The 20,736-nt window shown below is 60.6% G+C and carries 23 protein-coding genes and 1 other RNA gene; 15 read left to right on the top strand and 9 right to left on the bottom strand.

All coding sequences use genetic code 11. The annotated features are described in order from the left end of the window. Window positions 1-25: 25 nt before the first annotated feature. From BM174_RS00405 to ribD, 8 genes are all read left to right on the top strand, one after another. Window positions 26-334, top strand: a complete 309-nt coding sequence (locus BM174_RS00405; protein ID WP_245766217.1) for a hypothetical protein — start codon at window positions 26-28, stop codon at window positions 332-334. Window positions 335-456: 122 nt separating this feature from the next. Then, window positions 457-2,439, top strand: coding sequence for a DNA primase (gene dnaG / locus BM174_RS00400; protein ID WP_093921854.1), 1,983 nt, complete (start codon window positions 457-459; stop codon window positions 2,437-2,439). 132 nt (window positions 2,440-2,571) lie between these two features. Then, complete coding sequence (gene rpoD / locus BM174_RS00395; protein WP_093921853.1) at window positions 2,572-4,560, top strand: RNA polymerase sigma factor RpoD; 1,989 nt, start codon at window positions 2,572-2,574, stop codon at window positions 4,558-4,560. Window positions 4,561-4,727: 167 nt separating this feature from the next. After that, window positions 4,728-5,147, top strand: a complete 420-nt coding sequence (locus tag BM174_RS00390; RefSeq protein ID WP_093921852.1) for a hypothetical protein — start codon at window positions 4,728-4,730, stop codon at window positions 5,145-5,147. Window positions 5,148-5,166: 19 nt separating this feature from the next. After that, entirely contained in the window at window positions 5,167-5,562 is a 396-nt protein-coding gene (locus BM174_RS00385) for a hypothetical protein (RefSeq protein WP_093921851.1), read from the top strand. A gap of 61 nt (window positions 5,563-5,623) precedes the next feature. Continuing rightward, window positions 5,624-6,043 carry a secondary thiamine-phosphate synthase enzyme YjbQ gene (locus tag BM174_RS00380; RefSeq protein WP_093921850.1) on the top strand — a complete coding sequence of 140 codons (420 nt, stop codon included), beginning with the start codon at window positions 5,624-5,626 and terminating at the stop codon, window positions 6,041-6,043. 148 nt (window positions 6,044-6,191) lie between these two features. Next, complete coding sequence (nrdR, locus tag BM174_RS00375) at window positions 6,192-6,659, top strand: transcriptional regulator NrdR (RefSeq protein WP_093921849.1); 468 nt, start codon at window positions 6,192-6,194, stop codon at window positions 6,657-6,659. Window positions 6,660-6,688: 29 nt separating this feature from the next. Then, a complete protein-coding gene (gene ribD / locus BM174_RS00370; protein ID WP_093922222.1) occupies window positions 6,689-7,756 on the top strand; it encodes a bifunctional diaminohydroxyphosphoribosylaminopyrimidine deaminase/5-amino-6-(5-phosphoribosylamino)uracil reductase RibD in 1,068 nt (355 codons plus the stop codon). Window positions 7,757-7,797: 41 nt separating this feature from the next. Here the strand turns inward: ribD and BM174_RS00365 are convergent, their stop codons facing one another. The 3 genes from BM174_RS00365 to BM174_RS00355 all read right to left on the bottom strand — a co-directional run bounded on the left by BM174_RS00365 (window position 7,798) and on the right by BM174_RS00355 (window position 12,398). Beyond that, window positions 7,798-9,843 carry a capsular polysaccharide biosynthesis protein gene (locus BM174_RS00365; protein WP_245766216.1) on the bottom strand — a complete coding sequence of 682 codons (2,046 nt, stop codon included), beginning with the start codon at window positions 9,841-9,843 and terminating at the stop codon, window positions 7,798-7,800. Window positions 9,844-9,853: 10 nt separating this feature from the next. Further along, the gene (locus BM174_RS00360; protein WP_177209374.1) at window positions 9,854-10,990 is read right to left on the bottom strand and encodes a polysaccharide biosynthesis/export family protein; all 1,137 of its coding nucleotides are present in this window, start codon (window positions 10,988-10,990) and stop codon (window positions 9,854-9,856) included. Between the two features lie 115 nt (window positions 10,991-11,105). Next, a complete protein-coding gene (locus BM174_RS00355) occupies window positions 11,106-12,398 on the bottom strand; it encodes a capsule biosynthesis protein (protein ID WP_093921847.1) in 1,293 nt (430 codons plus the stop codon). A gap of 131 nt (window positions 12,399-12,529) precedes the next feature. On the opposite strand from BM174_RS00355, the gene BM174_RS00350 reads away from it, so the two are divergent. From BM174_RS00350 to nusB, 5 genes are all read left to right on the top strand, one after another. Beyond that, entirely contained in the window at window positions 12,530-13,123 is a 594-nt protein-coding gene (locus tag BM174_RS00350; RefSeq protein ID WP_093921846.1) for a riboflavin synthase, read from the top strand. Next, window positions 13,120-13,695, top strand: a complete 576-nt coding sequence (locus BM174_RS00345; protein ID WP_093921845.1) for a hypothetical protein — start codon at window positions 13,120-13,122, stop codon at window positions 13,693-13,695. Before BM174_RS00350 ends, BM174_RS00345 begins: the two co-directional genes overlap by 4 nt. 151 nt (window positions 13,696-13,846) lie before the next feature. Next, window positions 13,847-14,971, top strand: a complete 1,125-nt coding sequence (gene ribB, locus BM174_RS00340; protein WP_093921844.1) for a 3,4-dihydroxy-2-butanone-4-phosphate synthase — start codon at window positions 13,847-13,849, stop codon at window positions 14,969-14,971. A gap of 5 nt (window positions 14,972-14,976) precedes the next feature. Continuing rightward, window positions 14,977-15,528: a 6,7-dimethyl-8-ribityllumazine synthase gene (locus BM174_RS00335; RefSeq protein WP_093921843.1), complete on the top strand. Its 552-nt coding sequence runs from the start codon at window positions 14,977-14,979 to the stop codon at window positions 15,526-15,528. Then, on the top strand, window positions 15,525-16,007 hold the full coding sequence (nusB, locus tag BM174_RS00330) for a transcription antitermination factor NusB (RefSeq protein WP_093921842.1): 483 nt from the start codon (window positions 15,525-15,527) through the stop codon (window positions 16,005-16,007). The genes BM174_RS00335 and nusB overlap by 4 nt, the downstream gene beginning before the upstream one ends. Window positions 16,008-16,134: 127 nt before the next feature. Here the strand turns inward: nusB and ssrS are convergent. The 5 genes from ssrS to BM174_RS00305 form a co-directional block, all read right to left on the bottom strand. Further along, window positions 16,135-16,290: non-coding RNA, 6S RNA (ssrS, locus tag BM174_RS00325), on the bottom strand. Window positions 16,291-16,334: 44 nt separating this feature from the next. After that, window positions 16,335-16,757 carry an SRPBCC family protein gene (locus BM174_RS00320; RefSeq protein ID WP_093921841.1) on the bottom strand — a complete coding sequence of 141 codons (423 nt, stop codon included), beginning with the start codon at window positions 16,755-16,757 and terminating at the stop codon, window positions 16,335-16,337. Next, window positions 16,754-17,086, bottom strand: a complete 333-nt coding sequence (locus BM174_RS00315; RefSeq protein ID WP_093921840.1) for an ArsR/SmtB family transcription factor — start codon at window positions 17,084-17,086, stop codon at window positions 16,754-16,756. The genes BM174_RS00320 and BM174_RS00315 overlap by 4 nt, the downstream gene beginning before the upstream one ends. A gap of 121 nt (window positions 17,087-17,207) precedes the next feature. Next, on the bottom strand, window positions 17,208-17,972 hold the full coding sequence (locus BM174_RS00310) for a COG3904 family protein (protein WP_093921839.1): 765 nt from the start codon (window positions 17,970-17,972) through the stop codon (window positions 17,208-17,210). Next, complete coding sequence (locus BM174_RS00305; protein ID WP_093921838.1) at window positions 17,969-19,312, bottom strand: hypothetical protein; 1,344 nt, start codon at window positions 19,310-19,312, stop codon at window positions 17,969-17,971. The genes BM174_RS00310 and BM174_RS00305 overlap by 4 nt, the downstream gene beginning before the upstream one ends. Window positions 19,313-19,430: 118 nt before the next feature. On the opposite strand from BM174_RS00305, the gene BM174_RS00300 reads away from it, so the two are divergent. Continuing rightward, window positions 19,431-19,901: an MmcB family DNA repair protein gene (locus tag BM174_RS00300; protein ID WP_093921837.1), complete on the top strand. Its 471-nt coding sequence runs from the start codon at window positions 19,431-19,433 to the stop codon at window positions 19,899-19,901. A gap of 69 nt (window positions 19,902-19,970) precedes the next feature. On the opposite strand, the gene BM174_RS00295 is transcribed toward BM174_RS00300, so the two are convergent. Further along, entirely contained in the window at window positions 19,971-20,165 is a 195-nt protein-coding gene (locus BM174_RS00295; RefSeq protein ID WP_093922220.1) for a DUF6324 family protein, read from the bottom strand. 80 nt (window positions 20,166-20,245) lie between these two features. Here BM174_RS00295 and BM174_RS00290 point away from each other — a divergent pair, with 80 nt between their 5' ends. Beyond that, window positions 20,246-20,728, top strand: coding sequence for a GNAT family N-acetyltransferase (locus tag BM174_RS00290; protein WP_093921836.1), 483 nt, complete (start codon window positions 20,246-20,248; stop codon window positions 20,726-20,728). Window positions 20,729-20,736 lie beyond the last annotated feature (8 nt).

Raw genomic sequence — 20,736 nt, 5'->3', positions numbered from 1 at the left:
GACTTGTACAACGTGGAGCGATCTAATGGTAAAAATTTCAATGCTGGCAGTTGCCGCCGGTTTGTTTGTCGTCTCGGGTCCGGCGCTTGCGCAGGCCGACAAAGAAACCACTTGTGTGCATCAAGCCTCGGTTGTCGGCGCGGTACGGCAAGCACGGATTGACCGTGTGAAAGAACGCGATGTGCAGGGTAAGGTGGTCGCGCAGGCGACATGGCCGGAGAGCTTTAACACCGCGATCCCGCTTGTGACGCCGTGGATTTACGAGATGAAAATGCGCGATGTGAAAGAGCAGGATTTGGCGGCGGCATGGAAAGAGATGTGTCTGGCGCAGTGAGAAGAGGGGGGAGGGGGCGCTGCCCCCGCCGTGCTGGGGCACGGCCCCCCGGAGTTTATTTGGCCACGTGAACAAGCCGGCGGCATCTGGACTCTGAACGGTTCGGCGCAATATAAAGAACCATGAGCCTGCCCCCTGGATTTTTAGATGAACTACGTGGCCGTGCGAGCCTGTCTCAGGTCGTGGGACGCAAGGTTCAATGGGATGCGCGCAAGTCCAATCAGGGCAAGGGTGACATGTGGGCGCCATGCCCGTTCCATCAGGAAAAATCTGCCAGTTTCCATGTCGATGACCGCAAGGGATTCTATTATTGCTTTGGCTGCCATGCCAAGGGCGATGCAATCTCGTTTGTGCGTGAAACCGAGAATGTAAGCTTTATGGAAGCGGTGGAGATTTTGGCGCGCGAGGCAGGGATGCCGGTGCCCAAGCAAGACCCGCGGGCCCAGCAAAAAGCCGATACGCGCGATGAGTTGGCCGCCGTGATGGAAGAGGCCGTGCGCTGGTTCCGGTTGCAGTTAAAGACCGGTGTCGCAGCCGAAGCGCGGGGGTATCTGGAGCGGCGCGGCTTGAAGCCTGCGGCGTTGGAGCGATGGGAGATCGGCTTTGCCCCTGATGCCTGGCAGGGCTTGTGGGACGCGTTGAAAGCCAAGGGGATCGCCGATGAGTTGATCCTCGCGGCGGGGCTGGCCAAACCTTCCTCCAAGGGCGGCAAGCCTTATGATACGTTTCGCGGGCGGATCATCTTTCCGATCCGTGATGCGCGGGGGCGCGCGATTGCTTTTGGCGGGCGCGCGATGGATCCCGACGACAAGGCCAAATACCTTAACTCCCCCGAGACCGTGCTGTTTGATAAGGGTCGGAGCCTTTACAACGTGCGCGAGGCACGGGTGGCAGCAGGGCAGGGGCAGCCGCTGATTGTGGCCGAGGGTTATATGGACGTGATCGCGCTCCATTCTGCGGGCTTTGAGGCAGCGGTGGCGCCGCTGGGCACCGCGATCACCGAAAACCAGTTGCAGATGTTGTGGCGCATCGCGCCGGAGCCGATCATTACGCTGGACGGGGATACGGCAGGGCAACGGGCGGCACTGCGCTTGATTGATCTGGCTTTGCCGTTGCTGGAGGCGGGGCAGTCGTTGCGCTTTGCGGTGATGCCGGAGGGGCAGGACCCAGATGATTTGCTGAAAGCCCAAGGCGCTGGCGCGTTGCAGAAGCTGTTGGATGCCGCGATGCCGATGGTACGGCTGTTGTGGCAGCGCGAGACCGAGGGCCGCGTATTTGACAGCCCCGAGCGGAAAGCGGCGCTGGATAAATCGCTGCGCGAGAAGATCAAGTTGATCAAGGATCCCTCGATCCGCAGCCATTACGGGCAAGAGATCAAGGACCTGCGTTGGCAGTTGTTTCGCCCGCAGCGCATGAGCGGGGCAGGGCCGCGACCACCGCGTGCGGCGGGCAGCAGGGTCGGGGGCAAATGGCAGCCACCGCCCGAGCCGCCGATGCCCAGCACCAAGTCGTCAGTGCTCGTGACGACCGACGAGACGGCCTCGGAGCATCTGCGCGAGGGGGTGATCCTTGCGGTGCTGGCGGGCTGCCCTGAAATCATCGAGGACTTTGATAACGGACTGGAGGCAATGTCCTGTCAGGACCGTGATCATGCGGTGATGCGCGACATGATGTTGCGCCACGGCCATGCCGGCGCAGAGGTGTTGCGCGAAAAAATTGAGAGCGTTCTGGGCACGGGAACCCTTGAAAATCTGCGCGCGCAGCGCCATGTGGCCATAACGCCCTGTATCCGTAACCCTGGCAACGCTGACCTGTCGCGGATGACGGTGGCCGAGGAATTGGCCAAGCTGATGGCCGCGCGCGGATTGAGCGCGGAAATTGCAGAAGCCGCGCAGGACCTGAGCGGTGTGGCAGATGAAGGGGTGACATGGCGGCTAAGCGAGGCTGCCCGCGCCGCAGATCGCGCCCAGCGTTCAGGGCAGGAAGACAGTGCGGAATATGACGTGGGCGATAACGGCGCACTTCTAAGTCGCGACGAACGCAGCGAGTTTGACAAGCTGCTGGGGGGCATCAAATACAATAAGACAAAGGCCTCGGGCGACTGACCCCGTGGCCTTTTAGTCCGAACTTTAGGAAAAAGCGGTAGGACGGGTTTAAGAATCACCCAGAACCCCGCATGATTCGAAAAACGAATCACCTGTCAGGTGATTCGCACGCTTTCGCTGGAGGAGCATCTCATGGCCGCCAAAGACACCAACGAAGACCAGAAGACCGACGACAACGACAGCGGTCATTCGCTGGACATGAGTCAGGCCGCCGTTAAAAAGATGATCGGTGAGGCCCGTGAAAAGGGCTATATCACCTACGATCAGCTTAACACGGTCCTGCCGCCCGATCAGGTGTCCTCCGAACAGATCGAAGACGTGATGTCGATGTTGTCCGAAATGGGCATCAACATCATCGAGGACGAAGACGCCGAGGACGAGGACAAAGGCTCCACCGAGCTGGCGACAACCGAATCCAACCGCGATGTAACCCTATCGACGGGCACCTCGGAAAAGCTCGACCGTACGGATGATCCGGTACGGATGTATCTGCGCGAAATGGGCTCGGTCGAGCTGTTGAGCCGCGAGGGCGAGATTGCCATCGCCAAGCGCATTGAGGCTGGCCGCAACACCATGATCGCAGGGCTGTGCGAAAGCCCGCTGACATTTCAGGCGATCACCATCTGGCGCGACGAGCTTCTGTCCGAAGACATTCTGCTGCGGGATGTGATCGACCTTGAGGCGACATTCGGCAACCAGCTCGGTGACGAAGAGGAGACCACCCCCGTGGTCGCCCCGGGCGTTGCGACCGATAGCAAATCTGAGGGCGACAAGAGTGAGTTGGATGCCGATGGCAACCCGATCAGCGCCAATGACGATGACGATGACGACGACGAGGACGAACAGGCCAACATGTCGCTGGCCGCGATGGAAGCTGCGCTCAAGCCGCAGGTTCTGGAAGCGCTCGACATCATCGCCGATGATTACGTCAAGCTGAGCGAGATGCAGGACAGCCGGATTTCGGCAACTCTGAACGAGGACGGCTCGTTTTCGAAAAAGCAGGAACAGACCTATCAAAAGCTGCGCGCCGAAATCGTGCTGTTGGTCAACGAATTGCACCTGCACAACAACCGTATCGAAGCCCTGATCGACCAGCTTTACGGCATCAACCGCCGCATCATGCAGATCGACAGCGCGATGGTGAAGCTCGCCGATCAGGCGCGGATCAACCGTAAGGAATTCGTCGACGAATATCGCGGCTACGAGCTTGATCCAAACTGGATGGAGCGGATGGCCGAGAAATCCGGTCGTGGCTGGCAGATGTTCATCGAGCGCTCTTCCGAGAAGGTCGATGAGCTACGCACAGATATGGCGCAGGTCGGTCAGTACGTCGGTCTAGATATCTCGGAATTCCGCCGCATCGTGCAGCAGGTCCAGAAGGGCGAGAAAGAAGCCCGTCAGGCCAAGAAAGAAATGGTCGAAGCGAACCTGCGTTTGGTGATCTCGATTGCCAAAAAGTACACAAACCGTGGCCTGCAGTTCCTCGATCTTATTCAGGAAGGCAACATCGGCCTGATGAAGGCCGTGGATAAATTTGAATATCGTCGCGGCTACAAATTCTCGACCTATGCGACGTGGTGGATCCGTCAGGCGATCACCCGTTCGATCGCCGATCAGGCGCGCACCATCCGTATCCCGGTACATATGATCGAAACGATCAACAAGCTGGTCCGCACCGGTCGCCAGATGCTGCACGAAATCGGTCGCGAACCGACACCAGAGGAATTGGCAGAGAAGCTGCAAATGCCTTTGGAAAAAGTCCGCAAGGTGATGAAGATCGCCAAAGAGCCGATCTCGCTCGAAACGCCGATTGGCGACGAGGAAGACAGCCAGCTTGGCGATTTCATCGAGGACAAGAATGCCGTCCTGCCGCTGGACTCGGCCATTCAGGAAAACCTCAAGGAAACCACGACACGGGTCCTGGCTTCGCTCACCCCACGTGAGGAGCGGGTTCTGCGGATGCGTTTCGGCATCGGGATGAACACCGACCACACGCTGGAAGAGGTCGGCCAACAGTTCAGCGTGACCCGCGAACGGATCCGTCAGATCGAAGCAAAAGCCTTGCGAAAGCTCAAACACCCGAGCCGCTCGCGCAAACTGCGCAGCTTCCTCGATCAGTAACGCAAAAGGCTGCCCTTTCATGGGCGGCCTTTTTTCTTGAGCTGCCCCCCTCCACATTATCCCGCAAGAGTTCCTCGGCCTGCCCGCGCGAGGTGCCGAAGCCGTGATTTTGACCTCTGGCTCTGCACACCTATCTTAAGGGCTAACCGGTAAGGAAAGGTTTCCAGATGCGCAAAATTCCCTCTGTTCTCGCGTGCGTACTGCTGGCCGTGGCCACGCAATCGCAAGCGCAGGTCTATCGCGCCCAAAACCAGCTTTATGTCGTGCCCCTGAATGGCGGCGATTTCGAAGTGATAGAAGATCACGGCGAGGGGGCGCGCGGCATCTGGTGTGCGGCGGCAAGCTTTGCCCGCTACGCTCAGGGTACCGCCACAGATCAACGGCTCTACGTGAAATCACCGCGCGGCCCGTCGATCAGCGGTGTGGGCCGGATCGGCGTCGTGTTTACCACGCGCGCCGACACGCTTCCGGTCGCGCCGAAACAGGCCTATTCCGTCAGCGTGCGCGATGCGGGGCTGGGGCTGCCGATCCACCATGCCTACCAATTTTGCAAAGACTACCTGATCGAGCTTGAAGACCGGTTCTAACCTCAAAGGAGACAGCCTCGTGAAACGCAACCCCTTGGCCCTCGCTGCCCTGATATTTGCCGCGCCACTTTCCGTTCTCGCCGCATCGGCGCAGAGTTACGGTACGGTCTCGCCAACTGCGGGTGGATTTCTGGTCGCGCACGACCGCGAGCATGGCGCACGCGGAATGTGGTGCTCGGCCGCCAGTTATGCGCGCGACGCCCTCGGAGCGCCTGCCTCCCAGCGGGTGTTCGTGGCAAGCGGCGACGGGGCGGGCTTCTGGAGCCGCGATCCGGTGCTCTTCACCATCGATCCTGCCGGTTTGGTGCCGGCTCCGGTAACGATCGTTGGCGCGTCGCTGCGCAGGGCAGGGACAAACCTGACGGTCGGCCACGCGTTGCAGTTCTGTGCAGACACGCGGCTGCCGCAACACTAGGGCGCACCTTAACCGTCGCACAACGTTTGCAAAGGCTTGCACCAAAGGTCATCCTCCCGCCATGCAACATGAATTCACTATCACAACCTCCGGCGCGGGCCTTTACGAGTTTACCTCCGAAGTTACCCGCTGGCTTTGTACGCAGGGTGACGGGCTGTTGACGCTGATGATCCGACACACCTCTGCCTCGCTCTTGATACAGGAAAACGCCGATCCGGATGTCTGTCGCGATCTACAGGCCTACTTCAGCCGCCTTGTGCCGCCCGCGAGTGATCCTGCCATGCAGTACCTGCGCCACACGGCCGAGGGACCCGACGATATGCCAGCCCATATCAAGGCGGCGATGATGCCGGTCAGCCTGAACATCCCCGTAAAAGACGGCAGAATGCGCTTGGGCACATGGCAGGGCATCTATGTATTCGAGCATCGCAGCGCCCCGCACCGCCGCCACGTGGCCGCTTGTTTGATGCCCTTGGGCTGAGCAAGAGCGGTGACGCAATGTCACACATCCCAACGCAACATCTAGCGTTTAAAATCATGGCTACCCAAAACCTCGCGTCCGTCCTATAAGTTTCGGGAAGTGGCTGAAAAGGCCCACAAGTCAGGCAGGATAGAAAAGGGGAACGGCCATGCGCTGCCCGTTTTGCGGAAATATCGACACACAGGTAAAAGACAGCCGTCCGGCAGAGGATCACGTCTCGATCCGGCGGCGGCGGTTCTGTCCGGCGTGCGGCGGACGTTTCACCACCTATGAGCGGGTGCAACTGCGCGACCTCGTGGTAATTAAAACCTCTGGCAAACGCGAAGATTTTGACCGCGACAAGCTTGAACGGTCGATCCGCATTTCGATGCAGAAGCGGCCAATTGATCCTGAGCGTATCGACCAGATGATCAGCGGCATTGTCCGGCGTCTTGAAAGCACCGGCGAGACTGACATCGGCTCCAAACAGATCGGCGAGATCGTTATGGAGGCCTTGGCGCGGATTGATACCGTGGCCTATGTGCGCTTTGCCAGCGTCTATAAAAACTTTCAGGCTGCGGATGATTTTGACAAATTTGTGCAGGAGCTGCGCCCCGATCCTGCCGCCGAAGAGTGACCGCCCACAGCGCTGCTGATGCGCGATTTATGGCGCTCGCGCTGTCCTTGGGGCGGCGCGGGCAGGGTCGTGTCTGGCCTAATCCGGCGGTGGGCTGTGTCATCGTCAATGCAGGCCGCATTGTCGGGCGCGGCTGCACCCAATCGGGTGGACGCCCCCATGCCGAAACCGAAGCACTGGCGCAGGCTGGTCCCGCTTCGCGCGGTGCTACGGCCTATGTCACGCTAGAACCCTGCGCCCATCACGGGCGCACGCCGCCCTGCGCTCAGGCATTGATTGATGCAGGCATCGCCCGCGTCGTCGTGGCCACCACCGACAGTGATCCTCGTGTCGACGGGCAGGGGTTGGCGATGCTGCAGGCAGCGGGCATCGTGGTCTCCACCGGTCTGCGAGAGGACGAGGCCCGTGCCGATCACGCCGGATTTTTTGCCCGCACCGATCTGGGCCGTCCGATGCTTACGCTCAAACTGGCAAGCAGTTTTGATGGCCGCATCGCCACCGGCACCGGCGAAAGCCAATGGATTACCGACACGCCCGCGCGCCGACTTGTCCATGCCATGCGCAGCCGTCACGACGCGGTGATGGTTGGGGGCAATACCGCCCGCAAGGATGACCCCGAATTGACCGTGCGCGGCCTTGGCATCAAGGCCCAGCCGGTCCGCGTCGTGATCTCCCGCCGCCTTGATCTGCCGCTGATGAGCAAGCTGGCCCGCAGCGCGAAACACATCCCTCTGGTGCTGTGCCACGGCGCTGATGCCGAGCCCACTCTGATCCACACATGGCGTGACATTGGCGCCACCCTACTCCCCTGCGCGATCCGCGCCGGACAGCTTGACGCTGCCGATGTTTTGCAACAGCTCGGCAAGCACGGCTTGACGCGGATTTTCTGCGAGGGCGGCGCGGCTCTGGCGGCTTCGCTGATCGACGCCGACCTCGTCGACCACCTGATCGGAATGACAGCGGGCGTCGTTATCGGTGCCGAGGGCCTGCCCGGCATCGGCGCCATGGGCTTGTCGCGCCTCGCCGAAGCACCCCGCTTTACGCTCCACGAGACCCGCCGCATCGGCCCGGACGTGCTGCATCATTGGGTCCGCTAGCGCAGCTTCATTTAGCCAAGTAAACTCAAATTCACCGCTTGCTAACCGCGCCACCAATGGCTGCGGCTCGCTAAAATGCCCTGCGCCTTTGACAACATCCGGTTGCCTGCGCTCGGGCGCGGTACCGTCCCGCTTGCCAACCGCTCCACCACCACCTCGACAGGGCAGGCCAGCCCGCTCACCGGATCGACGTAGCGCGGATAATCAATCAGCGTGGCATGTACCAACCCCTCAAGGGTCACATCCGCCCGCCGCCGCGGCGGCACATCACCGCGATCATCGCTGAGCCGCCAACCGGCATAGAACGGCGCGCCTAAAGTCACGACAGGCACGCCGCGTAGCAGGGCTTCAAAGCCGAGCAGTGAAGTCATGGTCCAGACCTCGTCTACAGTCTGCAATAAAGCCATCGGATCGGCTTGCGCCAATACACGGTCGGCCAAGGGTGCCGCATCAATCGCGCCTTTCCGCAGGCCCGCTTCGACATCCGGATGGGGTTTATAGAGGATCACCGCATCGGGATTAGCGGCGCGAGTGGCCTGCAACAACGCGAGATTGGTGCGAACCTTATCGGTGCCAGTGAGGATTGACGCATCATCCTCCACCTGACCGGGGACCAGAATGCGTTTACCCGCAGGCAGGTCCTGCATATTGGCCTGACCACCAAGATTGTACTTGCTCACCCCGCGCGCGGCCAAGGCATCAATTAGCCTGCGAGCCCGCAGGATCTGGTCGGGGCGCATCTTGGCGCGCAGGGCAATCAGGCGCTCCAGACGGCTCGGACCCGAGGGATCATAGTAAATTCCGAGATCATCACAGACCAAAGACAATGGTGGCACCAGCGCCGCGCCGAGACCTTTGGAGCGCAGGAACCCATCCTCAACTCGCACAGCGCCTTCATGGGCCTCTGTGGCCTTGGCGGCCCAGACCATCCAGCGCCGCCCGCCAGTTTTACCGGTGTCACTGGCTTTGGCCGGATTATCCTCAAATCGCATCCGCCGATGCTGGCCAAAGAACCGCTGCAACGGTCCGCGTTTCCATAGCCGCATGGCGGAGCCGATCCATCCGGCATGATCTTCGCGCCAGCAGCGTGTTTGCGCCGCCAAAGCCTCAATTGCAGTCTCCAGATCACACAGCTGATTGCGGTGCGGGTCATACCATGTCGGATAGAGGATCATCGCGCCTGCAAACAGCTGTGCGCGGGTCAATACCCGCTGGCGGCGCTGCACCGGAAACTCGTCTGCCGTTAGCCCCCATCCGGCATAAAACGGCTGGCCGAAGACCCGTGGGCAATGGCCAGCAAAGATCGCCTCGAACCCCATCTGCGATGACACGGTATACACCCCGACAGCGCCTTCAAATAGCGCCCAAGGGCTGACCGGATCGCGCAACAGAGTGATGCGCTCGTTTTCGTCCTCGGGGCCGAAATACCCCGCGCGGTGACCTTGTGTCGTTTCAGGGTGCGACTTGATGATCACCCGCGCGCCGGGGTGTTCCTCTTGGGCAAACACCAGCATCTCCAGAAACCGGCCGCGATCTGCGCCAGAGGCCGTGACGCTGGCATCTCCGCGGGTCTGGTCGATGACCAGCACATACCCCGGCGCGGGGGCAGGGGTGGCAGGATCAAAGGCGGTGTATTTCGTCAGATGCGCCTCGGCGATCCGCGCCATGGCGCCACGGGCACGGTTCAGCAGGGCGGTATCGTCCAGCGGATGCGTCGCCAGCAGGGTTTCCAGATCAGAGGGGCGTGTCGGGTCGAAGTGCACACCCTTGTGGTCGATCAGCAAGCCCAGCGGCGGCTCGCCCCCGCGCCCCGGATGCAGCGAGCGCAGCAGCGCGTCTTCGACCGTGACAACCGGCGCCTGCCGTTTGGCTGCAACTGCCAGCCCGCGATGCGCGGTGGGCGAATTGCCCCAGACTGCGACAGCATCGCCCTCGCGCGGCAGGCCCAGATGCAGGGAATAATCTGCGAGGTGCAAAATGCGCCGCACCCGCCGCTGGGTCAGAAAGCCGCCATTATAAACGAAAAGTCGCCGGACCTTTCGGGGTCCAGCGACAGGAGTATCATAGAGGTCGGGGCCCAGAGCCACGCGCGCCGCGTTAGCCGCTTGAGGCCAGCGAAGACAGGCTTGATGCCGATCCCGCAGTGCCGGTGATCGCCGAGATAACCTTGCTCCACTGGGTGAAAGGCGCTTCGGTGACATAAAGCGTGTCGCGGTCGCGGATTACGAAATCACGGGCCATGAACATGCCGTTAGGGCGTGTGAGGTCAATGACATAAACCATCCGCTGGGTGCCTTGCAGATCATTGCGGCCCAACACCTGTGAGGCAATCTCGACAGGTTCGTTGCGGAAGATGAACACGCCAGTCGGGTCTGCCGTACCTGCGTTCAGGCCACCGACCTGGGCGATGCCTTCCAGCAACGACAGGTTCTGTGTCTCGAAGGGCACCTGTGCCTGCCCACCCGTCGCACCGAGCGCGGTGAAGGAGCGCGTGTCTTCCTCAACCAGAATTTGGTCGCCGCCGCGCAGGGCGATATCAAGGCCCGGATTGCGGTAGAGGTCCTGGAACCAGATTTTGTCGCGTGCATTGCCGCGCACAACAGTGATCTGGGCAATCTCGGGCTGGATTGTGACGCCACCGGCGCGGGCCAGCATGGCGGATAGGGTGCGGGTCGGACGCTCGATCGGATAGACGCCCTGTGCCCCGATTGAGCCAATCAAAGAAACGGTAGAGCCATCCCCCGCCGCGCGGCGGACTTCGACCTGCGGATCAGGGGTCTGTTCGCCCAGCTTGGTGGTGATGATCCGGCGGATTGCGTCAGGCGTGTTGCCCGCCGCTTTGATCCGGCCAGCGTAAGGAATAAAGATGAAACCTGCGCCATCAACCTGCACTTCTTCGAGCAGGGTGGCGGGTGCACCTTCGACGCCCAGCAAGGGGTCATCGACGTTTTCATAGATGGTGATGCCCAGAACATCACCGGCGCGGATCGTATCAGACCCAAGCTGCGATGCGTTAAGGAAGGATTGGGAGAACCCAAGTGCGGGTGTCACGGCGGTGGCGCGGGTCACGCGGTCATTGACGGCGACGATAAAGGCGTCGCCTTCTTTTTGCACCGAACCTGCGTAAATCTGTCGCTTATTCGGGCCGACCTGCGGCAAACCACATGACGAAACGACGGCCAGAGCCGCAATAACTGCGATGGGACGCGCCCACCGGATAGAAAAGGATTTCACTGCCCGGTCTCCTCGACCAATTTCGTTCTGCCTCGAATTCGCCAGTTAATCCGACGTAATTACCGCGACGCTAGCGCAGGTTCATTTGAAAATCTAGACGCTTAGGGGCAGCCCTTCATGTAACGGCGCGCAACTGTTGCCGTGGGGCCGCGGTCCCAAGCTCAAGCGCGTCGTAGGGGTCATGCGGGCTGAGCATCATATCGACCACCTGCCGCAGCAGTTGTGTGCGCCCGCGTGCCGCATAAAACCCGCCCGGAATTTGCGAGGTTTCAAGCAGATAGCGGCGGTAATCCTTATATGCGCGGTTATCGGGACGGCTGGCGCCAGCGAAAAACTCCGGCAGGGGTTGCTCGGAGACAAACTCTGGCTGGGAATAAACCGCGCGGCCAAAGACCTTGAGCGGGATGCCGCGCCACAAAACCTGCTGGCCTGCGGTAGAGTTCACCGTGACTGCGCTGCGCGCATCGTTAAGCAATTGGGCCAGTTTGCCGCCGCGCACGTAATGCACGCGGTGCGCCACACCCAACTTTTTCGCCAAACGTTTGATGTCGCGGCGCACGGGCACGCGGCCATCCTCCAGCGGGTGCGCTTTCACGACAAGATGGTGGTGTTGCGGCGCACCTTTGGCGAAACCGTCGATCACCAGTTCGAGGAAATCCGCCATCGTCTCGAAAGGCGAATGCATCTGGAACGAGCTGTCATGTTCAAGCTGCAACAAGGTAAGGTGGTAGGGAAAGCCGCCCCAGCGGATGCGCAGGGTAGCGATCAACCGGTCTAGGGCCAGTGCCGGCATCAGCAGCAGGCGCTTGATATAAAGCTGGAACTCCTTGGTGACGGTCAGGCTGCGATGCGGGCGGAAATTGCGATAATCGCCGTTCCGGAACATCACAAACCAATGATAGAGCGCGCCGTAAAAGATATGGTGGCGCATGTCGCCCCAATGGCCGGGGGGCAGCGGCGCTTCCATATCCGATTTGGCTAGCGCTTCTTGCATCTGCGGGATCGTCATCTCCATCAGGCGCGAATTGCCATTGGTTCCGCCGCGCTCATAGGTGACCCAATAGGGCCGCATATAGCCTTCCTCAAAGACGTGCACGGTTATGCCGCGGGCGCGGGCCTGCGCAACCGCTTTGGCGTGGATCGGGCGGGTATCGCCGTAAAGCACGATGTCGGTGACCTGTTTTTCGTTGATCAGACTGGCAAAGGTGCTGGGCCAGTCGTCGGCGGTGCCGCGATAAGGAATATAGCTGCGCGGATGAAACCAGAAAGCACGGTCGCCCGCGTTGAAACCAACCCGCCAAACTTCGGCCCCCGCCAGCCGGAGCATCTTGCCCAGCCGGTTGAAAAAGGGCCCGTGTGGCCCTTGCAGGAACAAAAATACCCGTGTGTCGGGGGCAGGATGTGGCATGGTCGTCCTTCGAATTGCGCGTCAGTGCCTTGTTTCACCATGGGAAGGCGGCGAAAATATGACGCTCACCGCCTTGCCAGCCTGTGAGCGCGGGTTTAACTCCAAGACGAGCCTAACTGAAGGAGCCTGTCATGTTCACCGGAATTGTCACGGATATCGGCAGTGTTGTCGCGGTCGAACAGCAAGGCGACCTGCGGGCGCGTATTCGCACCGGATATGAAACGGATGGCATTGATATGGGGGCGTCGATCGCCTCGGACGGGGTGTGCTTGACAGTCGTGGCCCTGGGGCCGGATTGGTACGAGGTCCAGATCAGCGCCGAGACTGTAGAAAAGACCAATATCGGCCACAACGGCTGGCAGGTTGGCAAACGGGTAAATCTAGAGCGGGCGCTGAAAGTTGGCGACGAATTGGGTGGGCATATTGTGTCGGGTCATGTTGATGGCGTGGCCGAGGTGGTGGCGATGGCCGATGAGGGCGATAGCACCCGCGTCACCCTGCGCGCACCCAAAGATCTCGCACGGTTTATCGCGCCGAAAGGGTCTGTCGCGCTGAACGGCACCTCGCTGACAGTGAACGAGGTCAACGGATGCGACTTCGGGATCAATTTCATTCCACATACCAAGGAAGTGACGACCTGGGGCGATGTTGCCGTGGGCGACCGGATCAATCTGGAGATCGACACTCTGGCGCGCTATGTGGCGCGCTTGGCAGAAATGTCATGAGGGCGGGGATCGGGCATAACCAAGGCCCGACGATGGAGCGTGGTCTGAAATGGCGCACCTTCCAGTGGCAACAGGCCCGTGCCGAGGCGATGCCCAAGACGATCCCGCTGATGGTGGTGAAGATGCATGTGGCCCGTGCCCATGCCTTGGGGTTGGATTATCCGACCTATGCGGCGGTGCGCAAAGCCTCGGGGCGCGATATTATGGCGTTGCTGTTTTCCTCGAACGCACTGCGGGTGATGCATGTGGACGCGCCGCAGATGCCCTTGGCGCGTGAGGCGGCCTTGGCCGCTGTGCAGGGTGCGCAGAAGCTGGCGCTTGTGCATCGCCCTTTGCGGGCAGAGGCGGTGCAGAGTGCCAATGGAGTTTTGGACGCCACCGCGCTGGCTCCGAAATTCACTGTTAGCTGGTCGCAGATGCAGACGCATCTGAGCGGCTTTGTCACCGGTCGTAAGCTGGCCGGGGATCAGGTGTTGATCATCGGGGACACAGGGCTGGAGCGCGACTGGACGGCTGCGGCGCGCGCGGCAGGGTTTGTTGGTGCGAACCGGTATTTTGCAGCGCAAGGATAACGACCTGCGCGGCATCTGGAGCAGTGGTGTTTGCTGGACCGTCGGTGTTTGAGTTTATTTGGCCAAATGAAGCAGGAGCGGCAGTGCTGTGACACTGGTCTTTGCGCCATCGGTGGGCTAAGAGCCGGACAAGCGAGAAGGGGATGCTGCCATGACATTTGAAACGCCTGGTCCGGTTGAAGCGGAACTGTCTGGCGCCATTGCGCCGATTGAAGAGATCATCGAAGAAGCCCGCGCGGGGCGGATGTTTATTCTGGTCGATCACGAGGATCGCGAGAATGAGGGTGATCTGGTCATTGCGGCCGAGTTTGCCGATGCGGCTGCGATCAATTTTATGGCCACTTATGGGCGCGGATTGATCTGCTTGCCGATGACCTCGGACCGGATTGACCATCTCGGCTTGCCGATGATGGCAGTGAACAACTCCTCGCGCCATGAGACAGCGTTTACCGTGTCAATCGAGGCGCGCGAAGGCGTGAGTACGGGGATTTCAGCCGCAGATCGGGCTTTGACTGTCGGCGTGGCGATCTCCCAGCAGGCGGGGGCTGCGGATATCGCGACGCCCGGCCATGTGTTTCCGCTGCGCGCGCGCGATGGTGGTGTCTTGGTCCGCGCGGGACATACCGAGGCGGCCGTCGACATCAGTCGCTTGGCGGGGCTGAACCCGTCGGGCGTGATCTGTGAGATCATGAAAGAAGACGGCACTATGGCGCGGTTGCCGGATCTGGTGACTTTTGGCCGTGAGCATGGGTTAAAAATCGGCACGATCAGCGACCTGATCGCCTATCGCCACAAGCACGACAATTTGTTGGTCGAGCGCGACAGCCGCACCGTGACTTCTGCGTATGGTGGCGAGTGGTTGATGCGGGTGTTTAGCGACCAGATTACCGGCACCGACCATGTTGTCTTGAGCAAGGGTGATTTGACAACGCCTGCGCCTGTTCTGGTGCGGACCCATGCGGTCAACGCGCTGGAAGATATTTTGGGTCTGGGGCCGAGCCCTGCCGATGAATTGCCCCGCGCGATGGAGATTGTCGCAGCCGAAGGCCGGGGTGCTGTTGTCCTGTTCCGCGATCCTTACCCGCGTCTGCGGTTGGACAGTGATGAAGATGAAGGCCCGCGCACCATCAAGCGCACCGGGCTTGGCGCGCAAATCCTGTCCTCTATCGGCGTGCACCAGTTGGTATTGCTAACCGATAACCCCGAGACCCGCTATCTGGGTCTGGACGCCTATGACCTTGAGATTGTCGGCACCCGTCCGATCACTGCGGAGTAAACCCAATGGCAGCTTCCTTGTCGCACACCGTTTTGCCACGGCCCGAATTTGATCGCCCTGTAAAAGTATTGATCGTCGTGTCGCCCTATTACAGTGACATCGCCAATGGTTTGCTGAGCGGTGCCAAGGCGGAACTGGAAGCGGCGGGCGCTGCTTGGGATGTCATCGAGATGCCCGGCGCGCTGGAAATCCCCACAGCTATCGGTATTTCCGACCGGCGCAGCAGCTTTGATGGCTATGTGGCGCTAGGCTGTGTGATCCGCGGCGAGACCACCCACTATGAGACCGTGTGCAACGACAGCTCGCGCGCCTTGCAGTTGTTGGGCTTGCAGGGGCTGTGCATCGGCAATGGCATCCTGACGGTCGAGAACTTTGAACAGGCGGCGGTACGCGCTGATCCTGACGGACAGAACAAGGGTGGCGGCGCGGCGGCTGCGGCCTTGCATCTGATCGCACTGGGCCGTAAGTGGGGCAGCCAAAGCAAGGGCATCGGCTTCAAGCCTCAGGGACAAGATACCCTGATGGCAGGCGACCCAGACGGAACCACAAGCGCATGACAAATTCGGCACCGGGCCTTTCAGGCAACCAGAAACGCAAGATGAAATCGGCAGCGCGGCTTTATGCCGTGCAGGCATTGTTCCAGATGGAGCATTCCTCGCAGACCACTGATACGGTGCGGGCCGAGTTTCTTGAGCACCGCTTCGGGGCGACCTATGAGGGCGAAGAGATGCTGGACGGCGATATCAGCCTGTTCGGTGAGGTTCTCGACCTTGCGGTGAGCAATCAGGCGTCGATTGACCAGCAGACCGACCGAGCGTTGGTGGCCAAGTGGCCATTGGGGCGGATCGACCCGACGTTGCGGGCACTATTCCGCGCGGCGGGGGCCGAGCTGCGCAACGCAGATACGCCGCCCAAAGTTGTTATTTCGGAATATGTTGATGTGGCACGGGCGTTCTTCCCTGAGAGCAAAGAGCCGAGCTTTGTGAATGCGGTGCTTGACCACATGGCGCGTGAAGAGCGGCCCAAGGATTTCTGATCCGAGGCTTTGCGGGGCCTTAAGCAGCGCTGATTTTCTAAGACTATTGAAAAATGAACTGCATCTGGCTTCGGTGCCCCTTGGGGGGACCGGCCAACGCCTTTGACCATTTGCGAAGATGGAGTGTGACGGGACCACCGCTGCCGGTCAGTTTTATTATTCCCGAGGACCTGTATGTACAGGTGGGCGCCAGGTAATCGAACCAGGGCTCGATCAGAGCCAGCTCCCTCGGATTTGCTTAAGGCCACTGGAATGTAACGTCTCACGAACAGGGCAGAACCCGTCACAGCTCATAGGTAGGCCTGCGACGGGTCCACGGCAAGGGGCTTAAGGGGTGATATTATGAATGTGATCGCGCATTTGCCCCATATGGCCCTCCCAACCCTTATCGAGCGCCAATGTCAGGTCGAAACCCGGAAGATCAGCTGGTAGGCCCTCGTGTTCCAGCGACATGCGGGTGCCTGCGGCGACATCCTCCAGCGTCCAGCGCACGGTAGTGAAGGCGCCGTTCAACGGTTTGATTGTGAATGTATATTCGAGATACTCTGGCGCGCGGGCAGTGCGGACCTCGCCCCAGCAGATTTTGTCGCCGCTCTCTGCGCCGTAAAGCGCCAGTTCTTCGCCTTCCACCAGCGGGGACTTTGGCGCGTGAAACCAGATCGCCAGCTTTTCGGGTTGGGTAAGATAGGCCCAGACCTCTTCGCGGCTGGCCTTGAGGTAAATCGTCTTGCGCAGGATGGTGTCGGTCATGGTTGGTTCCTTTCCAGTGCAGATTTAAGGGCGAGGAGGCGGTCGTCCCAGAAGTCGTCGAAGTACTCGAGCCAGCCAAGGACGGGCGCGAAGCCCTGTGGGTCAAGCGCGTTGATGCGGGTGCGACCTTCGGTGCGAACGGTGATCAGCCCGCCATCGCTGAGCACGGTGAGGTGCTTCTTTACTGCCGCGCGGGTCATGTCGAAACTGTCGGAGACTTCGGCAATGGTCATATCGCGATTTCCCAGCAAACGCAGGATGTCGCGGCGGGTTGGGTCGGCTAGCGCGCGAAAGGTATTTTGTGCAGCGTCGGCTTGGGCAGCAGTCATGGGGTTAGCCCTTTCGGATGCGGCGGCGTGGTAGCGCCTTAGTGATACTTAACGGTATCACTTTAATAGATACCAAAAGGTATCATGTCAAGCGTTGATGCTTTGCTGGCTGGGGAATGGATTAGGGCGCGGACTGGATAAACCCGTATGCCCGCAGCTCTTCGGGCAGCAGCACGTAGATTTCATCGGGCGGGGTGACAAGCGCGTGGCGCATCACCAAGGGATCAATCCCCATGTCATCGAGATACCCCATAACATCGCCTTGACCGCGCTGGATGTCTTCAACAGCCACGAAAGCAGGCAGAAGCGTGCTTTGCCCGAAGTAGTGCTGGTGCACGCCGACATAAGCGGTCTCGGGGATCTCGCGTGTGACACCGGAGGCCAGCAGGTAGGGGCAGGCAGAATAGCAAATGTCACCCTCGCGCAGCGCAGTGATCAGGCCTGCGTCACGCAAATGGCGGCCTAAGGCGAGCGCATCCTGCACCGATCCGCCAGAAGAATTGAGGTAGACCCGCTCAAGCTGGGGCAGCATGGCATCGAGCTGTTTGGCAATCCGCTCGGCGTCACCCTGGACGATGGCGCCCTCGAGCAACGCCGACTTGCCAGCCTCAATCGAGGTGAGAGTCAGGCGGTCAGGCAGATCGGTCGAGGGCATCGGCTGGCCGGGGGCAGGGGCGCGATCTTCGCGAAAGCGGCGGGTCTGGTCGCCGGGGCGGATCGGCTCGGTCAGGGACGGGGCGCGGGGACCGAAGCCGGGCAGGGCAAAACCTGATTGCAGGTCGCCCCAGAACAGCATGATGCCAAGGCCGAGCTGAAAGATCAGCACGCCCGTCAGGATGCGCCGGATCGGGTTGCGCGGCGCAACGGGCGGGGCGGGGTCGCTCATGTGGCTTTCAGCGGCGTGACATGCGCAGCCTTTTCTTGGGCCAACGGCTGCGGCTCGGCATCGGGCACCGCTTTGGGCGGCTCGGTGGGAGCAGAGTTGCCGAACCCCCCTCCAGTACCCATCGCCCCCTCCATCTCGCGCAGCGCTAGCAGGGCGGCGCGCAGTTCCGTCAGGGTCAAGGTGTCTTCGATGGCGCTGCCTTCGCGACCGGAGCGGATGGCCGATTGTGTGATTGCCAGAATGAAAACCAGCACGGCGGGCAGCAGATCAATGGCGATGGCACCAGCCCAAGACGGCACAAAATTGCGGGCATATAGGATCACCGCATCGGCGCTGGAGATCGGGGTATAAGTTGTCTCCGTTGGTGGCGGCATCGCCAGAACAGCTTGCGCGGCGCGCTCCAGCGTCGTGGCGCGTTGGGTCAGCACTTCGAGAACCGAGGTGATTGTCGCCCCCTGCGCGGTGCGAGTTTCTGCTGTGCTGCCGTCAAGCTCGGGCAGCACGACCGAGGCGGCGAGATCTTGTGCGGCACGCTCAACCAAGGGCGCAACAGACAGTTGGCGCAACTGGGTGATTAGCCCTGCAAGGCGTACGGCGGCTTCGGAAAACTCGACCGAACGGGCTTCAACAGGGCCGGGTTCAACGGTGAGAGAGCGCATTTTGCTGAGGATCTGGTTGCCCTCGGCAAAGGCCGCATCGACCAGTGGGGATTGGGTCGCGATCTGGGTCTCAAGTCCGGTGAGCTCGGAAGATTTCTGCCGCAACACCCGAAACACCGCGCCGCGTCCGGCAAGACCGGAGAGGTTTCCGGTCGCCTCTTGTTCGCTGAGGTCCTCGAAACTCTGGCGTACGCGGGCGACGTCACGTTCCAACCCTTGAGCGGAAACGGCAATCTCATGCGCACGTTCCAGCGAGGTTTGATAGTCCTGTACGGTTTCGGCGAGGTGTTGTTCGACGGCCGCGGAGCCTGCCAGAGCGGCAGCGTTGAGCCAGCTCGACATGGCGATGATGGCAACCGAGCCCAAGCCCATTGTGCCAAGCAGGCCAACCCGCGCCCGCGCACCGCGCACCGCCGGAAACAGGCGCATCATGTAGGACCAGAAAACAAAGATACCGACCGAAACCGCGACGGAATAGGCGATTGCGGCAAAAGCTGACATCGCACCAGTGTCATCCAGCAAAGACGAGACGCCCAAGTAGGTGTAGATGCCTGATGCCACTGCCAGCACACCCAAGGCGGTGCCGGAAAACGTTTCCAACCACGTCAGGTGGCCCTGCAGCTCGATTGCATAGCGCACGCCGCGTGCCCGCGCCCGATCGGTGCCGTCGTGATCCGTCATAAAATTCCCCAGCTTGGCCAACTCTTAAGATAGGCACGGGCTGGCAAAATGCCACCTGAATAGGGCGACGGATGCAGGGGGCTTGCCAATGTTCACGTATTGTTCGTAAAAGGACGCTATGGCTCATGATGACTTCCAACCGTTGCGCCCTGAATTGCAGGCAGGTCAGCTTTTGGCGCGGGGCGTGGCGCGGCATTTGGCCAGTCACGGCTTCGCCTGCGTGGAGGAACTGGTTCCCACCCGTGGTCTGCGGGTGGATGTGATGGCTTTGGGGCCAAAGGGCGAGATCTGGGTGGTGGAGTGCAAGTCGAGCCGTGCCGACTATCTGTCAGATGCCAAATGGCAGGGGTATCTGCCGTGGTGTGACAGGTTCTTTTGGGCTGTGGACTCGGATTTTGACACAGACCTGCTGCCGTTTGAGACGGGATTGATCATTGCGGATAGCTATGGCGGGGAGATTGTGCGCACCGGTCCCGAGACCAAGCTCGCGCCTGCGCGGCGCAAGGTGATGGTGCAAAAGTTTGCCTTTCACGCAGCGCGGCGGTTGCACCGCCTGCGCGACCCCGAGATGTTGCCCGATTGGGGCTGAAGGGTTTGGGAAGGCTGATCAACCGGAGCAGTTCACCCAGAAATGCGCGCCCAAGTTGGGCTAGCGCAGTTAGCGGCGCTTTTTGCCGCCATCAACACGCTGGGCGGCTGCCATGATCTCTTCCGCGATCTCGTAGGCTTCCTCAGGAGTGAAATCCATCGGGATTTCAAAGCCCTTACCTTCGACAAACAGGCGCACCATGCCTTTGTCGGTCGGGCCGATCTGAAGGTTTGCTTCGATGTCGCGTTCTGTGTCGATGCCCATGGTATTCTCCGTTTCGGTGGCCATGATCGCTAGCCTGTGGCGGCTTGAAAGGCAAGGGTTCATGGTGGCATGCTGCGCCGATGGAAAACCTTGAGATACGCAGATTTGAAGCCGCTGATCGGGATTGGCTGATCGAACAGCATCAGGTGCACTATGCCCGCGAAGAGGGGTTCGACAGCAGCTTTGGCGTGCTTGTTGCCTCGATCATCGACGATTTTTTGCGAAATCATGATCGTGCTTGTGAGGCAGGCTGGATCGCTTGTCAGCGAGGCCAGCGGTTGGGCAGTGTCTTTTGCGTCCGGTCAGACGAGGCGACTGCCAAACTACGGCTGTTCGTGCTGACTCCTGATGCGCGCGGTAAGGGGTTGGGCCGCGAGATGCTGGAAACCTGTATGGGGTTTGCCCGCGCAGAAGGGTATAAGGGCATGCAGCTTTGGACACACGAATCCCATGCCGCCGCAGGCGCGCTCTATGCGCGCAACGGTTGGACGCTGGTGGAGAGCAAACCAGTCGTGTCTTTTGGCAAACCGAATGTGGAACAGACTTGGGCGATTAGCTTCTGAACGCTTCT

The sequence above is a fragment of the Sulfitobacter brevis genome, from assembly GCF_900112755.1.
GTDB lineage: Bacteria > Pseudomonadota > Alphaproteobacteria > Rhodobacterales > Rhodobacteraceae > Sulfitobacter > Sulfitobacter brevis.
This window is presented reverse-complemented; position numbering and strand designations above follow the sequence as displayed.

Coding starts and splice junctions, on each gene's coding strand:
- BM174_RS00290 (WP_093921836.1), top strand. CDS start 20,246: ATGGAAAACCTTGAGATACGCAGATTTGAAGCCGCTGATCGGGATTGG.
- BM174_RS00315 (WP_093921840.1), bottom strand. CDS start 17,086: ATGACTGCTGCCCAAGCCGACGCTGCACAAAATACCTTTCGCGCGCTA.
- BM174_RS00295 (WP_093922220.1), bottom strand. CDS start 20,165: ATGGGCATCGACACAGAACGCGACATCGAAGCAAACCTTCAGATCGGC.
- BM174_RS00345 (WP_093921845.1), top strand. CDS start 13,120: ATGAGGGCGGGGATCGGGCATAACCAAGGCCCGACGATGGAGCGTGGT.
- nusB (WP_093921842.1), top strand. CDS start 15,525: ATGACAAATTCGGCACCGGGCCTTTCAGGCAACCAGAAACGCAAGATG.
- dnaG (WP_093921854.1), top strand. CDS start 457: ATGAGCCTGCCCCCTGGATTTTTAGATGAACTACGTGGCCGTGCGAGC.
- ribB (WP_093921844.1), top strand. CDS start 13,847: ATGACATTTGAAACGCCTGGTCCGGTTGAAGCGGAACTGTCTGGCGCC.
- ribD (WP_093922222.1), top strand. CDS start 6,689: ATGGCGCTCGCGCTGTCCTTGGGGCGGCGCGGGCAGGGTCGTGTCTGG.
- BM174_RS00355 (WP_093921847.1), bottom strand. CDS start 12,398: ATGCCACATCCTGCCCCCGACACACGGGTATTTTTGTTCCTGCAAGGG.
- BM174_RS00305 (WP_093921838.1), bottom strand. CDS start 19,312: ATGACGGATCACGACGGCACCGATCGGGCGCGGGCACGCGGCGTGCGC.
- BM174_RS00300 (WP_093921837.1), top strand. CDS start 19,431: ATGGCTCATGATGACTTCCAACCGTTGCGCCCTGAATTGCAGGCAGGT.
- BM174_RS00390 (WP_093921852.1), top strand. CDS start 4,728: ATGCGCAAAATTCCCTCTGTTCTCGCGTGCGTACTGCTGGCCGTGGCC.
- nrdR (WP_093921849.1), top strand. CDS start 6,192: ATGCGCTGCCCGTTTTGCGGAAATATCGACACACAGGTAAAAGACAGC.
- rpoD (WP_093921853.1), top strand. CDS start 2,572: ATGGCCGCCAAAGACACCAACGAAGACCAGAAGACCGACGACAACGAC.
- BM174_RS00310 (WP_093921839.1), bottom strand. CDS start 17,972: ATGAGCGACCCCGCCCCGCCCGTTGCGCCGCGCAACCCGATCCGGCGC.
- BM174_RS00335 (WP_093921843.1), top strand. CDS start 14,977: ATGGCAGCTTCCTTGTCGCACACCGTTTTGCCACGGCCCGAATTTGAT.
- BM174_RS00350 (WP_093921846.1), top strand. CDS start 12,530: ATGTTCACCGGAATTGTCACGGATATCGGCAGTGTTGTCGCGGTCGAA.
- BM174_RS00405 (WP_245766217.1), top strand. CDS start 26: ATGGTAAAAATTTCAATGCTGGCAGTTGCCGCCGGTTTGTTTGTCGTC.
- BM174_RS00380 (WP_093921850.1), top strand. CDS start 5,624: ATGCAACATGAATTCACTATCACAACCTCCGGCGCGGGCCTTTACGAG.
- BM174_RS00320 (WP_093921841.1), bottom strand. CDS start 16,757: ATGACCGACACCATCCTGCGCAAGACGATTTACCTCAAGGCCAGCCGC.